The organism is Roseofilum acuticapitatum BLCC-M154, assembly GCF_030068475.1.
GTDB classification, from domain to species: Bacteria; Cyanobacteriota; Cyanobacteriia; order Cyanobacteriales; family Desertifilaceae; genus Roseofilum; species Roseofilum acuticapitatum.
The window spans coordinates 97,112-109,478 of the sequence record NZ_JAQOSP010000101.1; the positions used below are offsets into that span (position 1 = coordinate 97,112).

The 12,367-nt window shown below is 46.0% G+C and carries 12 protein-coding genes; 7 read left to right on the plus strand and 5 right to left on the minus strand.

The window, feature by feature from the left end:
• Window positions 1-90: 90 nt before the first annotated feature.
• Entirely contained in the window at window positions 91-627 is a 537-nt protein-coding gene (locus tag PMG71_RS15505; protein WP_283754613.1) for a hypothetical protein, read from the plus strand.
• Between the two features lie 74 nt (window positions 628-701).
• Here the strand turns inward: PMG71_RS15505 and PMG71_RS15510 are convergent, their stop codons facing one another.
• On the minus strand, window positions 702-1,949 hold the full coding sequence (locus PMG71_RS15510; protein ID WP_283754614.1) for an FAD-dependent hydroxylase: 1,248 nt from the start codon (window positions 1,947-1,949) through the stop codon (window positions 702-704).
• 96 nt (window positions 1,950-2,045) lie between these two features.
• The gene (locus PMG71_RS15515) at window positions 2,046-2,297 is read right to left on the minus strand and encodes a glutaredoxin family protein (RefSeq protein ID WP_347179301.1); all 252 of its coding nucleotides are present in this window, start codon (window positions 2,295-2,297) and stop codon (window positions 2,046-2,048) included.
• Between the two features lie 141 nt (window positions 2,298-2,438).
• On the opposite strand from PMG71_RS15515, the gene PMG71_RS15520 reads away from it, so the two are divergent.
• A complete protein-coding gene (locus tag PMG71_RS15520; RefSeq protein WP_283754616.1) occupies window positions 2,439-3,176 on the plus strand; it encodes a phosphoadenylyl-sulfate reductase in 738 nt (245 codons plus the stop codon).
• Window positions 3,177-3,227: 51 nt separating this feature from the next.
• On the opposite strand, the gene PMG71_RS15525 is transcribed toward PMG71_RS15520, so the two are convergent.
• Together PMG71_RS15525 and PMG71_RS15530 are read right to left on the minus strand one after the other, a co-directional pair.
• Window positions 3,228-3,851, minus strand: a complete 624-nt coding sequence (locus PMG71_RS15525) for a hypothetical protein (protein WP_283754617.1) — start codon at window positions 3,849-3,851, stop codon at window positions 3,228-3,230.
• Between the two features lie 20 nt (window positions 3,852-3,871).
• Window positions 3,872-4,954, minus strand: a complete 1,083-nt coding sequence (locus PMG71_RS15530; RefSeq protein WP_283754618.1) for a peptidoglycan-binding protein — start codon at window positions 4,952-4,954, stop codon at window positions 3,872-3,874.
• Window positions 4,955-5,183: 229 nt separating this feature from the next.
• Between PMG71_RS15530 and PMG71_RS15535 the strand changes: the two genes are divergently transcribed.
• From PMG71_RS15535 to PMG71_RS15545, 3 genes are all read left to right on the plus strand, one after another.
• On the plus strand, window positions 5,184-5,474 hold the full coding sequence (locus PMG71_RS15535; protein ID WP_283754619.1) for a nucleotidyltransferase family protein: 291 nt from the start codon (window positions 5,184-5,186) through the stop codon (window positions 5,472-5,474).
• Window positions 5,464-5,823 carry a HepT-like ribonuclease domain-containing protein gene (locus PMG71_RS15540; protein WP_283754620.1) on the plus strand — a complete coding sequence of 120 codons (360 nt, stop codon included), beginning with the start codon at window positions 5,464-5,466 and terminating at the stop codon, window positions 5,821-5,823. Before PMG71_RS15535 ends, PMG71_RS15540 begins: the two co-directional genes overlap by 11 nt.
• A gap of 151 nt (window positions 5,824-5,974) precedes the next feature.
• Window positions 5,975-7,720: an ABC transporter ATP-binding protein gene (locus PMG71_RS15545; protein WP_283754621.1), complete on the plus strand. Its 1,746-nt coding sequence runs from the start codon at window positions 5,975-5,977 to the stop codon at window positions 7,718-7,720.
• A 59-nt stretch (window positions 7,721-7,779) separates the two neighbouring features.
• Here PMG71_RS15545 and PMG71_RS15550 read toward each other — a convergent pair whose 3' ends face one another.
• The gene (locus PMG71_RS15550) at window positions 7,780-9,663 is read right to left on the minus strand and encodes a tetratricopeptide repeat protein (RefSeq protein WP_283754622.1); all 1,884 of its coding nucleotides are present in this window, start codon (window positions 9,661-9,663) and stop codon (window positions 7,780-7,782) included.
• Between the two features lie 249 nt (window positions 9,664-9,912).
• Here PMG71_RS15550 and PMG71_RS15555 point away from each other — a divergent pair, with 249 nt between their 5' ends.
• Together PMG71_RS15555 and PMG71_RS15560 are read left to right on the plus strand one after the other, a co-directional pair.
• Window positions 9,913-11,199, plus strand: a complete 1,287-nt coding sequence (locus PMG71_RS15555) for an FAD-binding oxidoreductase (protein WP_283754623.1) — start codon at window positions 9,913-9,915, stop codon at window positions 11,197-11,199.
• Between the two features lie 131 nt (window positions 11,200-11,330).
• On the plus strand, window positions 11,331-12,362 hold the full coding sequence (locus PMG71_RS15560; RefSeq protein ID WP_283754624.1) for an ABC transporter substrate-binding protein: 1,032 nt from the start codon (window positions 11,331-11,333) through the stop codon (window positions 12,360-12,362).
• Window positions 12,363-12,367 lie beyond the last annotated feature (5 nt).

Below are 12,367 nucleotides of genomic sequence, written 5' to 3' on the forward strand. Positions count from 1 at the left end.
AGATAACAAAGAGGAGAGTACAATGTTGATAGCGATCGCCTCATAAGCCATGGCGATCGCTCCTATTGATGTTGATTCAGCTTAATGATGATGTCTTATCCCTCCTTAACTGTGCCAGAAAACGTCAGCTTTGAACAGGCGATCGCCGTGACGCAAACTTTTCTTGACCTTCTGGAACAGGGAGAATTAGGCGAAGGGGTGATTCAAACTACCCTCAGTGAGTTAGTGAAAACCGAAAACGGAGCCAGGGGATTTTTTGTTACTTATTTGACCGATGAACGGACGTTGAGCGATCGCCCCACGCCCCCAGTCATAAGCGGATTACAAACCTCTCCCGAAATCGTCAGCGAACTCCTGGTGAAAAATATCGCCATGTCTACTGCCATGGCCATCACCCATACCCGCAATCAAAACCCCGACATGGCCGCTAGTTCTCAACGAGTCCAAACTCGCAGCGCCCACCTCATCCATCAACTGCAACTCCCCGAAGTCAAAGATAAGGCCAAGAGCTTACAGGAAAGCGCCCAAACCGGAACCGGAGCTTATCAAAGCTTCCTAGAGCGGTGGGGATACGATGCAGAGCAAAAACAAGCCATTCAAACCGCCCTAGGAGAGTGCTTGAATTAAGCAGACCCACTCCAGTATCAATCCTTGAGGGAGTGCGGGCATCTTGCCCGCTTCTCTTTTCCAATTAACCGAACTTAATTCACTTCTGGAGTGCGTCCCATTAAACCCGTCATCAATCTCAAGGAAAGAGTGCGACCGATAGCAAACTTCTGTAAGAAGAGTAACCCTAACCGGCGTATCCAGACCACAGGCAACCAGTCCGTCGAAAATGTCCGGTCTAAGAAATCCGTAAACCCTAAAATCATCCAATTTTCAGGTTTTCGCCACTGTTGATAGGGTTTGAGGTTCTTTAATTGGCCAATATCTTGATGCTGACGATGGCAAGCTTGAATCACTTCTGCCAAAGCAGCAGCATCGCGAATCCCTAAATTGAGGCCTTGTCCTCCCACAGGATGGCAACAATGGGCCGCATCTCCAGCCAAAGCCAGACGATGGTCAACATAGCGATCGCACTGCATCAATTGTACCGGAAACACAAACCGGGGCCCCGCCAACTCTAACCGTCCCAAAATACCCGCCGTTCGATATTCCAAGCGACGCAAAAACTCCGCCTCATCCAACTTTTGCAAAGCTTGTGCCTGTTCATGGGGAGCCGTCCAAACCACCTGTACCCGATTACCCGGTAAGGGCAAAACCCCCATCGGGCCGGTATACCAAAACCGTTCAAACGCCACATTATTGTGGGGTTTCTCTGTTTTAATCGTGGTTGCCACACAAGATTGCCAATAGCGCCATCCTTGGGTCGAAATTGCAGCCGCTTGGCGAATGGCAGATTTAGAGCCATCCGTCGCCACCACTAAGCGACTCTCAATCACAATCGGTTCTGGATGTTCGGCTGAATTCACCCAAACCTGGGCAAAATCCTCAAAATACCTCACCTCTTGCACTTGTGCGGGACACACCCATTCAATCTGAGGAGATTGATTGATCTGCCGTTGTAGGGCGGTTAAAATCACCCCATGTTCTCCCACATAGCCGAGATGGTCTGTACCTAAATCTTCTGGAGTTAAATCCACTACCCATTGATTGGCATCAGAGATCTGAATATGGTCAAATGTGACGATTTGAGGCAGAATTTCTTGCCAAACTCCTAATCGATCAAAAATCTTCCCAGAGAGCAAGGTCAGGGCATAGGCTTGGCGCTTAGACGCTGCTTGATCTTGGGGTTGAGCCTCAATCAAGGCAATGCTCAAGCCAGAGTCTTTTAAGGCACAAGCTAAAGTTGCTCCTACAATTCCGGCTCCCACAATGGCGATATCGGTTTTGTAGGTGGGGTGAGGGTGGATAGGGGGTGGCGCTGTCAGAGGTACAGCAGTAAGCATAAGTCAGGTGAGCTTGACATTCAAAAGAGGTTTTCTTCTCGTTATTGTGACGCGAAGATCGCTTCTGAGCAAGGTCGCGAGCCGACTCCCCATGGCCTAGCTATATTTCTCTAACAGTTTCTCCAGTTGGGCAACGGTTCCCCTAGGAGAGAAACGGGGTAAGCGCTGAGGGGGAGTGCCATCGACCACTAAAACCGGTATTTCATATTCATAGGCCTGCCACCAAGTATCATCAGTGGTGATATCCCGAACTTCTAACTCGAAGGAAATCTTCTGGACTTGTTCGAGCTTCTCCTGTAATCCCTCACAGAGATGGCATCCGGGTTTACTGTATAAGATTAAGTACATCATCGGCAATTTGACAAGCCATTACTCTGTGATTATCTCACTTGACGTTCTTTTTCCCCAGCATAAATCAAATAATATATGGGCACAATCTTAAGGTAAACTAAAGGATGGAGGTCACACCATAAAGGGTATTCAGTGTTCATGACCAATCTGACCGCAACTTTAGGCCAAGTTCACACTAACCTCGACTTACAGGAACTTAATCGCCGATTCAGTCATACCCATCCCTTACATATCATTGGTTGGTGCTTGCAGAACTTTCCCACGGGTTTAGTGCAAGCAAGCATTTTTAATGTCGATGATATGGTAATTACAGATATGCTGTATCGCTATCTGTGTCCCAAGCAGAAAATTCCCATACTGTTTGTCGATACGTTGTATCATTTTCCCGAAACTCTAGCGTTTCTCTCGGAGGCAAGCGCCTTCTATGATTTAGATCTAAAAGTATATAAAATGGAGACTCTGGGTACGCGCAAAGCGTTTGAAAAGTCTTACGGTCGAGAATTATGGGAAAGTGATTCAGAACAATTTGCTACGCTTACCCGTCGAGAACCTCTAGAACGTGGACTTAAGGAGTTAGAGGCGATCGCCTACCTGACGGGAAGACGGCGCGATCAAATGAGTAGTCATCATCAAATCGAGATCCTGGAACTCGATTCTATGGGACGCTTGAAAATCAATCCTCTCGCCTATTGGCGAGGGAGAGAAACTTGGGCTTATGTGTATGAACATGAAGTGGCGTACAACCCCCTCCATGACCAAGGGTATCCTTACATTAGCGATCAGCCCACCACATCCTTAATTCCCAAACCTGTAGAAGATGAATCCCTTAAACGATGGAGAGGTAGCCATAAAACCGAATGTGGGATTCGGTTTTAATCAGCTCTATTCTCTAGGATTGGCGATCGCCCTTAACTATTCCCTTCACCATTAGGGAGCCGTGGCGATCGCCGAATTTGCCATCTCTATCACTTGTTCCTTATCTGCGGCCTTCAAGCCTACACTGTAGTGCCCTCCGCTCTGTTCCCACATCACCATAGCATCGGAACAATTAGCCCCACAGACAGCCGGAACAAAATAGCCCGCAATCCCTTCAGCCAGGGTAACGGACTCTCCCCCTTCTGGAGGAGTTAAGGGCCCGGTTTGACCGGAAACTTCTCCCCAACGGCAAGCATTTCCCCCATTACAATCGGGACTAAATCCGAGTAGCACTTGATATTCAGAACCCGAAACCTCTGTAGTAATTGCATAAACCTGGGGTTGCTCTTTCTCTTCCGGTAGCACACTGGGCAAAAGTACTGGTAGCTGAGTCTGGCTCTGCAACTCGGATAAAATCGGCGCAAATACAGTATGGGGTAATTTGGCCTCAGCCGTCACAACCGGGGGCGTTTCTCCACCCGATGGCTCCTCCGTCGTTGACATTGGACTAGAAGAAGCGGTTGGCGATTCAGAAGAGGCAGAAGAACGGACAACCGGGGCTTCTTGACATGCACCCAGGGTGATGACCAGCAAAAGAGCCATCAGGTTTATAGGGGCCAACCATAGTTTATTCATAGGAAAGATCAGGATAGACGCTATAGAACTCTGTAATACTCTTCGGCGATCGCCGCAATCAGTCCGGCACGATCTAAACCATTAATAATCCGCCGAGCGCTATAAAAATCCCTGGTTGCTCCCGCAATAAAATGGCCCAAGCGATATCCCGTAAACGTGCCATCGCGCATCCCTATCACCAGAATTTTAGCGGCGATTTCCCAATCTTGGGCCAAAGTCGGACTGCCCACCAAATCAATCCCTAACCGTTTTGACCAGTCCGTATAATTACGCCGTCCCGTAATTTGCACAAATCCCCGACCCTTATACCGAGGCCCATCTCCATACTGAGTATTACCCAAATCTGAGCGATACTCATAAGCCCAACCACTCGCAAACTCTTCCATCCATTGACCTAAGCGGGATTCATGCTCTGCCGTGGCCAAAATATAAGCAATTTGCCCCTTATCTGTCACATTAGCTGCTTCAGCCGCCCGGACAATCAAGGGAATCGAATCCCAAGCATAGGAGCGGACATCGGGATAAGGAATCGAGTAAATCACCTTATCGAGATCGATAGACAGTACCAAATTGCCATAGGGTAAATAGGTTTCTACCTCTTGACCTGCCAACATTGACCAAGTTCTTTGCCCGGCTACCCCATCGGACACTAAATTATTAGCCTTCTGGAATTGTTTCAGAGCAGATTCCGTATTATTACCAAATTGCCCATCCACCGGAGAATTGGCCGGTAACATCTTGGCCTTTTTCAGCAAATCTTGCAGAATTTTCACCTCATCCTGCAAATCGGTAAAGGTAATGCCATCTCCCTTGCGTAAGACGGGATAGCGCAGTTTTTTCGGGGCCGTTGCCGTTGATGGCCCTGCCGACTCTAAAGCCGCCCAGGTATTGGGCCCGACGAAGCCATCAGCCCTTAAGCCTTTCTTAGCTTGGAATGCTTTGACTGCTTGTTCTGTCCCTGAACCAAAAAGACCATCAATCGGATCGGTGGGTTTGAGTACCCCCGCTTTCTGGAGTAAGCTTTGCAGGTATTTGACCGGTTCTTTCAGGTCGGGGTAATAGATGCCGTCACCTTTTTGTAAAATAGGCTTGTTGCTGGCCATAATTCAGTTTGGGTTGGGTGTAATTGTGATCATCCTTCAAAAATATCAGGATTCTAATTCAATTAGAAATTAAAAATTAAAAATTAAAAATTAAACTGGGGTGGGGTTGAGAAAGGGTAAGATGACTCAGTAAGCATGAGTCGCATCACAGGAGGTCGTTGTACCCGGTTCTTGACAAGAATGGAAATTGCTATACTGCCCTATAATCACGCGATTACTCTCTCGAACGATGAACAAAGAAGAGGTACTGGCCACGTTAGCCAGTCACCAAGAACAACTCGAAACCCTGGGAGTCAAGTCTCTCAAGTTGTTTGGCTCAGTTGCTAGAGATGAAGCTGGGCCGGATAGCGATATTGATTTTCTCGTAGAGTTCACTGAGTCTGGCGGGTTGTTTCAGTTATTTGCAGTACAACACTATTTAGAAGATCTGTTCGGTTGTGCGATAGACTTGGGCACAGAAGATTCCTTGAGAGAGCATTTACGGGAACCCGTTCTTAAGGAGGTGATTCGTGCCTTCTAGAGCCTGGGATCTACGGATACAAGATATTTTAGAGGCGATCGCCTGCATTCAACAAGCTACTGCGGGCATGAGTTACGAGGAGTTTGAAGATCTCGAAAGACTCACTTTACATGGTATCCTTTACAACTTTATGATTGTTGGCGAGGCTGCTGTTAATGTCCCGGACTCCATTCAATCTCGCTATCCTCAAATTCCTTGGCGATCAATGCGTGATATGAGAAATGTGATGGTTCATGAATACTTTCAAGTGAATCTTGACCGGATGTGGATCACCATTGATGAAGACTTACCTTCTGTGGTTCCCCTGCTAGAGGAGCTATTGCAGCAAGAGAGGGGAGAACAAGGATAAGGTGTTTACTGGCCTAGATCCAGAGAAATTGGCGATCATGGGCGCGACTGATCCCAGTTTCTAAGTGGCTTTTACAAGAGAAGTAGTTTACCCATTACCGCCCGTAGCGCGATGTGTCACCATAGAAAGAGTTTAAACTCTGCCTTTCCCTATGGCTCAATCGAATTTACAGAAACTCGTATCTTACCTGCGCCCCCATTGGAAACCAGCCAGTTTAGGTATTTTTGCCCTCTTAATTGTGAATGGTTTGGGGGTTTATCTACCTCTACTGATTCGGGATGGGGTGAATAATCTCCAAGTGACCTTCAGCGTGCAGACGGTGGTGGCTACGGTGCTGTGGTTGTTGCTGTTAGCCTCGATTATGTGGGGAATTCGCATGGCTTCGCGGATTTTGTTGTTTGGGGTGGGCCGTCAGGTGGAGTTTGACCTCAAACAGGCGATCTTCGGGCATTTTTTGCGCCTAGATTCGGGGTATTTTGCGACGCATACGGTGGGGGACTTGATTAACCGGGCGACCTCGGATGTGGACAGTATTCGCCGTCTGTTGGGGTTTGCGGTGTTGAGTTTGGCGAATACACTGTTTGCTTATGTGCTGACGCTGCCGGTGATGCTATCGATTCATTTGCGGTTGAGTGTGTTGGCGATCGCCGTTTATCCCTTAATGTTATTCGCCGTCCAGATTTTCAGCAACCGATTGCGCCAGGAACAGCAGGATGTTCAGGAAGAACTTTCTCGCGTCAGCGATTTAATTCAAGAAGACATGAGTGGCATTTCTTTAATCAAGATCTATGCCCAAGAAGACAATGAACGGCAAGCCTTTCGCCAATTTAATCAGAAATTACTTGATGCCAACCTCAAGTTAGCCCAAACCCGTAATTTTCTCTTTCCCTTAGTTGAAGCGCTTGCCTCCTTAAGTTTGCTGGTGATTCTCTGGATGGGAACTCAAGAAATTGCCAGAGGTACGATTACCATTGGGGACTTTTTAGCCTTACTGCTTTATGTGGAGCGCCTCGTATTTCCCACTGCTTTACTGGGCTTTACAATCAGTGCCTATCAGCGCGGAGAAGTGAGCATTAACCGCATCGAAGAAATTCTCAAGGTACAACCTAAAATTCAAGCAAATGCCCAAGCTTTAGATTTAAAAATTTCTCCTAAAGGTCAACTGGTTGCTCGTCATCTCAGCTATACCTATCCAGAGAGTTCTACCCCTGCTCTGAATAATATTAATTTTACCATTCATTCCGGTGAAACGATTGCCATTGTCGGCCCTATTGGTTCCGGGAAATCGACCTTAGCTAAAGCGCTACCGCGCCTATTGCCGATTCCTCCAGGGCGAGTTTTTCTGGACAATTATGATATTACAAAACTGAATTTAGCTGATTTGCGCGGGGCGATCGCCTTTGTTCCTCAAGATAGTTTCTTGTTCAGTACGACGATTAAAAATAATATTCGCTATGGCGATCCTTTGGCGGAACAGCCCAAGGTGGAAGGAGCAGCAACTTTAGCTCAAATTCATCCAGAGATCCTAAATTTTCCCCAATATTATGATACTATTGTGGGGGAGCGGGGGATTACTCTATCGGGAGGACAACGGCAGCGTTCTGCCCTAGCTCGCGCTTTGCTTGTTGATGCCCCGGTTTTGATTTTGGATGATTGTTTATCGAGTGTAGATAATCAAACAGCTACGGGAATTTTAAAGAATTTGTCTACAGGTACGCGCAAAAAAACGGTGTTGTTTATTTCTCATCAACTTTCAGCCGCAGCCACTGCCGATCGCATCTTGGTGATGGAACGGGGGAGGATTGTGCAAATGGGACACCATCGGGAATTGATCGAGCAAGAGGGACTGTATAAAAGCCTTTGGAATAAGCAACAATTTGAGGAATTACTGAAATAGCTTAGAAAACAGTCAGTTGTAAAGTTATCCTCGGAATCTCTTTCGTTTCTTAGAGTGTCTCAGAGTCGATTAAGAATTTCGGGTAATAAGCTTCTCGGAACTTGGGCTAGGGCGCGGTTTTGAGCGTCAATACCACCTTCATTGTAGAGCGATCGCACTGCTTGCAGTAAATAATTGAGCGCTGTATTCGCCATTTGCGGGTTATTTTGCCATCCTAACCAGGCTTGGATATGATGATTTAAGGACAATTCCAGGGGTTCTAAGATATCGAATTGTTCTCTAGAGCTAACTTGATGGGCAGTCATGGCAAATTGATAGAGAGCCACACCCAGATTATTATGGGTAGCAACCGGATCGAAGCTGAGAGATAAAGACTTTTGGTCTTCAGTATTTCCCATAGCTTCAATCACTTTATGATAGGCTTTAATACACTCTTTTAAATACTTTCGCCTCTCTTCAATGGGTGAGTCGGGTTGATTGGCTAAATGCCAATAGGTGGTTCCTAAATTATTTTGCGTCGCTGTATAGCCAGTGGGATGGCTTTCTGGGGTACGATATTTCAGGGCCAGTTGATAAGACCAAATGGCTAATTGTAAATAGTCTTTAGCATTGTGATATTGGGATAAATTCCAGTAGGCAGTTCCTAGGTTATTCTGAATCATGCCATAACTGAGGGCATCGCGATCGGGATGATAATATTTGAGGGATTCTTGATAAGCGCCGATCGCCTGTTTTAAGTTTTGAGCCGGTTCTTGATGTTGAGCTAAATTCCAATAGGCGGTTCCCAGGTTATTCTGAGTTGAGGCATAGTGCTGTAAGTCTTGTTCCGAAAGTTGCTCATAGGATTGATGCGTAGGTTGTCCTCGATAGTATAAGGCTGCCTGATATGCGGCGATCGCCTTTTCTAAGCCTTCTACCGGGTTCTCATGGCGCGATAATTCCCCATAAGCAATACCCAGATTATTCTGTAGGCGAGCATAAGCTTGGGGTTGGGAGTCAATCTCCGGATGGGATAAAGCTTGTTCATAGGTTTGAATGGCTTGTTTGAGCGCTTCTAATCCCTCTTCCCGGTTGGTCGTTTTCCGAGATAAAATCCAGTAGAGATTGCCTAAATCATTGAGTAGATCTAACCGGGCGATCGCCTCTTCCTCTAATTCCTCTAAAACTTGCTTTTGCGCGGCGATCGCCCCTTGCACCTCTTTAACAGTATCCGTTTTAACAGCTAAAGGACGCACTCTTTCCCCTACGGCTACCCCCCCTTTCTCCTCTTGCTGAGGGACATCCTCCAACCCTTTGACTCGTCCATTTAAGCTGACTCCCCCCCGCGAAGTTGCCGGAAGAGGTTCAGCCACAAATTCAAATAACCCCGTATGACAATGCCAAAATCGAGGAACCGATTGTTGAATCGAAAATAACCAGGGGCGCGGTATCCAGATCAGTAAATTCCAGTCCCATGCTAAATCCAGATACCGTTGGGCAATATATTCTAAATTTTGCAGAAAAGACCATTGTTGAGTAGGGGATTTTTGCGTCAGACGGTGTACGCCAAAAAACTGGAACCCAGGGGAAAACTCACGGGGACTATGGGGAGAGAGATCTAAAGGCGAAACCTTCATCCAGTCATCTTTGCGTCGTCTGGGGGGAGAATTTGACGTTGAAGGCAGAGATTTCTGGATTTCTTTATGATTAGCGGTATTATACCAGCGATCGATCTGGTGAACTAAATTCGGATCGTCTACCTCTAACTCCAGAGTCACCCATCGCAGCATCTCCGAATCTAGGGGGGTTCCATTGCATCTACTCTCCATATCCAACTGATTCACCAAATACTGGCAAAAATTCGGATCGTCACAAACGGCTAAAAAGAGTTGGCGACGGATGTTTAAGTTGAGCGCTTCTTTTAAGTCACGGTAGGTTTGCCAATTTTTATCTTGCAACATCATATGAATGAGGAATAAGGAGTCAGGTAATCAGAGATGTCAATGCTATACTTCCATACTCCAAGGAATTAACCCCCAATTCAGGATTTTTCCCCATGGCTTAGTCTTGATTCTGGCCAGTAGCGCTTACTCGCCTGTTAAGGGGCTATGGTAGAATTAGAGGGCAATTTCTGAAGGGATCAGATGATTTCACTACAGCTCAAAAACCACTGGGATCAATTTGTGTCAGTCCTAGAGGGGATAGAGTGGACAATGCAACCAAATCAGGTGGCAAAATTATCCCAAGATTATTTTCATTTTAGCCCACTTTTACAGCCTTTATTAAGGGAGAAACGGGCGGATATTATCGTATTTCCTCACAATCAGTCGGATGTTTTACGAGTAGTTAAGGCATGTGTAAACTATAAAATTCCGATTACGGTTCGGGGGGCGGGAACGGGAAATTATGGCCAATGTGTGCCTTTAGAAGGGGGAGTGGTTTTAGATTTAACTTATATGAAGAATATCCTGGCAATGGAACCCGGATGGGTGAGAGCAGAACCCGGAGCAAGGTTAGCCCAAATTAATAAGTTAGCTTCAGAAATGGGTTGGGAGTTGCGCTTACTTCCTTCTACCTATCGCACGGCAACTTTGGGGGGGTTTATTGCCGGAGGGAGTGGGGGAATTGGATCTATTTTATACGGATGGTTGGGCGATCACGGCAATTTCCTCGCTGCCAAAGTCGTCACCGTCGAAGAAGAACCCCAAGTGCTGCAATTACAAGGCGATGAAGTTCAACAAGTCAATCACGCCTATGGAACCAATGGCATTATCATTGAGCTAGAGATGCCCTTAGCGCCCAGTTATCCCTGGGCTGAAGGTATCATTGTTTTCTCAGATTTTATGGCAGCAGCCAGGTTTAGTCAACAGTTAGGCGAATCCGATGGTTTAGTGGCTAAACTCATCAGTCTTCATGCTTGGCCCATTCCCTCCTATTTTACGGCTCTTCAGCCCTATTTACCCGATGGCAAGCACGCGGTTTTACTTATTTTTGATCGCCCTAGTTTAGTCAGTTTAGAATCCTTGGTACGAGACTTTCAAGGAGAAATCACCTATATTTCTTCCATGGCTGAAAAACAGCTTAACTTAGGCGAGTTCACTTGGAATCATACCACCCTCCATGCCCGCGCAGCCGACCCCAATTTAACCTATTTACAAAGTCGCTTTCCTTACGATCCAAAATTAGAGTTAGTACAACAGTTTTATGAGCGGTATGGGAACGAAGTAATGATGCATTTAGAAATTGTCCGCTTTCAAGGGCAAGTTTGTCCCTGTGGGTTACAGGTGGTGCAGTTTACCCATGAGGAACGATTACAGGAAATTATGGAGGATCACGAGAATCATGGGGTTTTAATTTTTAATCCCCATACTTATCTTTTAGAGGATGGGGGGAGTGGAATGATTAATCCTCTGCAAGTGAATTTTAAGAAACAAGTCGATCCCTATGGTTTGTTGAATCCGGGAAAAATGCGGGGTTGGTTGGAACAAATGAATCTATAACACAGCTAAAATAAGCTGAAATTTGTGCAAACTTATAGAAACATTAAAAAATCCGGGCAAGTTCTGAGAACATTTAAACGAAACCGTTAAAATAAACAGATAAATCTCTCAAACTGACTGGGAATCTGCCCATGTTTAAGCCATTCTCCAGACACTACCTCAGACCCTTATGGGTTACCCTGGCGCTGTTCACCTTGATAACCAGCTTATTCTTAAAAGGGTGCAATGTTAACAGCGATCGCCTAACAACCCTGCAAGTAGGCACAAATACTTGGCCAGGATATGATGTGGCGCTCTATGCACAAGAGGCAGGACTCTTTGCAAAACGGGGTTTAGAGATTGAATTTTCCCGGTTTGATGTGGCTCAAGATACCATTCGCAGTTTGCTCGCTGGCAATTTAGATGCTGCCTTCATCTCCCTCTGGGAATTAATGCAGGTAGAACCAGGAGATGATCCCCTAGTGTATATCATGGTGACTAATATTTCCTATGGCTCCGATGGATTAGTGGTGACGGAAGATATCGCATCGGTTTCAGACTTGAAAGGTAATACCATTGGAGCAAAATTAGGAACCGTGAGCCATTTAATTTTACTCGAAGCCTTAAAAAATAATGGACTCAATCCAGAAGATGTCAATATTCGAGATATTTCTAATCCAGTAGCGATTGAATCCATCCAGCAAGGGAACATCAAGGGAGCAGTATTGTGGGAGCCAGATTTAAGTGAAACAGCACAAGCTATTAATGGCAGCATTCCCTTTACCACCGCAGATGTCGATAGTTTAGTGATTGATGGTTTTGTATCTCGTGCCAGTTATGTACAAAGTCATCCAAAAGAACTGACCCAATTTATCTTAGCTTGGTTTGATTTAATGCAAGAAGTTGAAACCCAGCCCCAAGTCGTCTTTAATGTCGTCGGAGAATTACTGCAACAAAGTGGAGACTCTTTTGCCAGTGATTATTCGGGGTTGAAAAAAGGAGATATTGAGATGAATCGTCGCATGTTTGCTGCCAATGGACGCTTAGAAGAAGCAGTAGCAGAAATTGCCCAATTATTGCAGGAAGACCCCCGTCATAACCGCACGATTGTGGAAGATGTTAAGATTGACCCAACACAGGTGATGTCGGCGATCGCCACTTGGGAAGACGAACAAAACCAGTAAAACAC

Bases quoted from the DNA above. Each gene is read 5' to 3' on its own strand.
- PMG71_RS15505 (WP_283754613.1), top strand. From the start codon at position 91: ATGTCTTATCCCTCCTTAACTGTGCCAGAAAACGTCAGCTTTGAACAG.
- PMG71_RS15510 (WP_283754614.1), bottom strand. From the start codon at position 1,949: ATGCTTACTGCTGTACCTCTGACAGCGCCACCCCCTATCCACCCTCAC.
- PMG71_RS15515 (WP_347179301.1), bottom strand. From the start codon at position 2,297: ATGTACTTAATCTTATACAGTAAACCCGGATGCCATCTCTGTGAGGGA.
- PMG71_RS15520 (WP_283754616.1), top strand. From the start codon at position 2,439: ATGACCAATCTGACCGCAACTTTAGGCCAAGTTCACACTAACCTCGAC.
- PMG71_RS15525 (WP_283754617.1), bottom strand. From the start codon at position 3,851: ATGAATAAACTATGGTTGGCCCCTATAAACCTGATGGCTCTTTTGCTG.
- PMG71_RS15530 (WP_283754618.1), bottom strand. From the start codon at position 4,954: ATGGCCAGCAACAAGCCTATTTTACAAAAAGGTGACGGCATCTATTAC.
- PMG71_RS15535 (WP_283754619.1), top strand. From the start codon at position 5,184: ATGAACAAAGAAGAGGTACTGGCCACGTTAGCCAGTCACCAAGAACAA.
- PMG71_RS15545 (WP_283754621.1), top strand. From the start codon at position 5,975: ATGGCTCAATCGAATTTACAGAAACTCGTATCTTACCTGCGCCCCCAT.
- PMG71_RS15550 (WP_283754622.1), bottom strand. From the start codon at position 9,663: ATGATGTTGCAAGATAAAAATTGGCAAACCTACCGTGACTTAAAAGAA.
- PMG71_RS15555 (WP_283754623.1), top strand. From the start codon at position 9,913: ATGCAACCAAATCAGGTGGCAAAATTATCCCAAGATTATTTTCATTTT.
- PMG71_RS15560 (WP_283754624.1), top strand. From the start codon at position 11,331: ATGTTTAAGCCATTCTCCAGACACTACCTCAGACCCTTATGGGTTACC.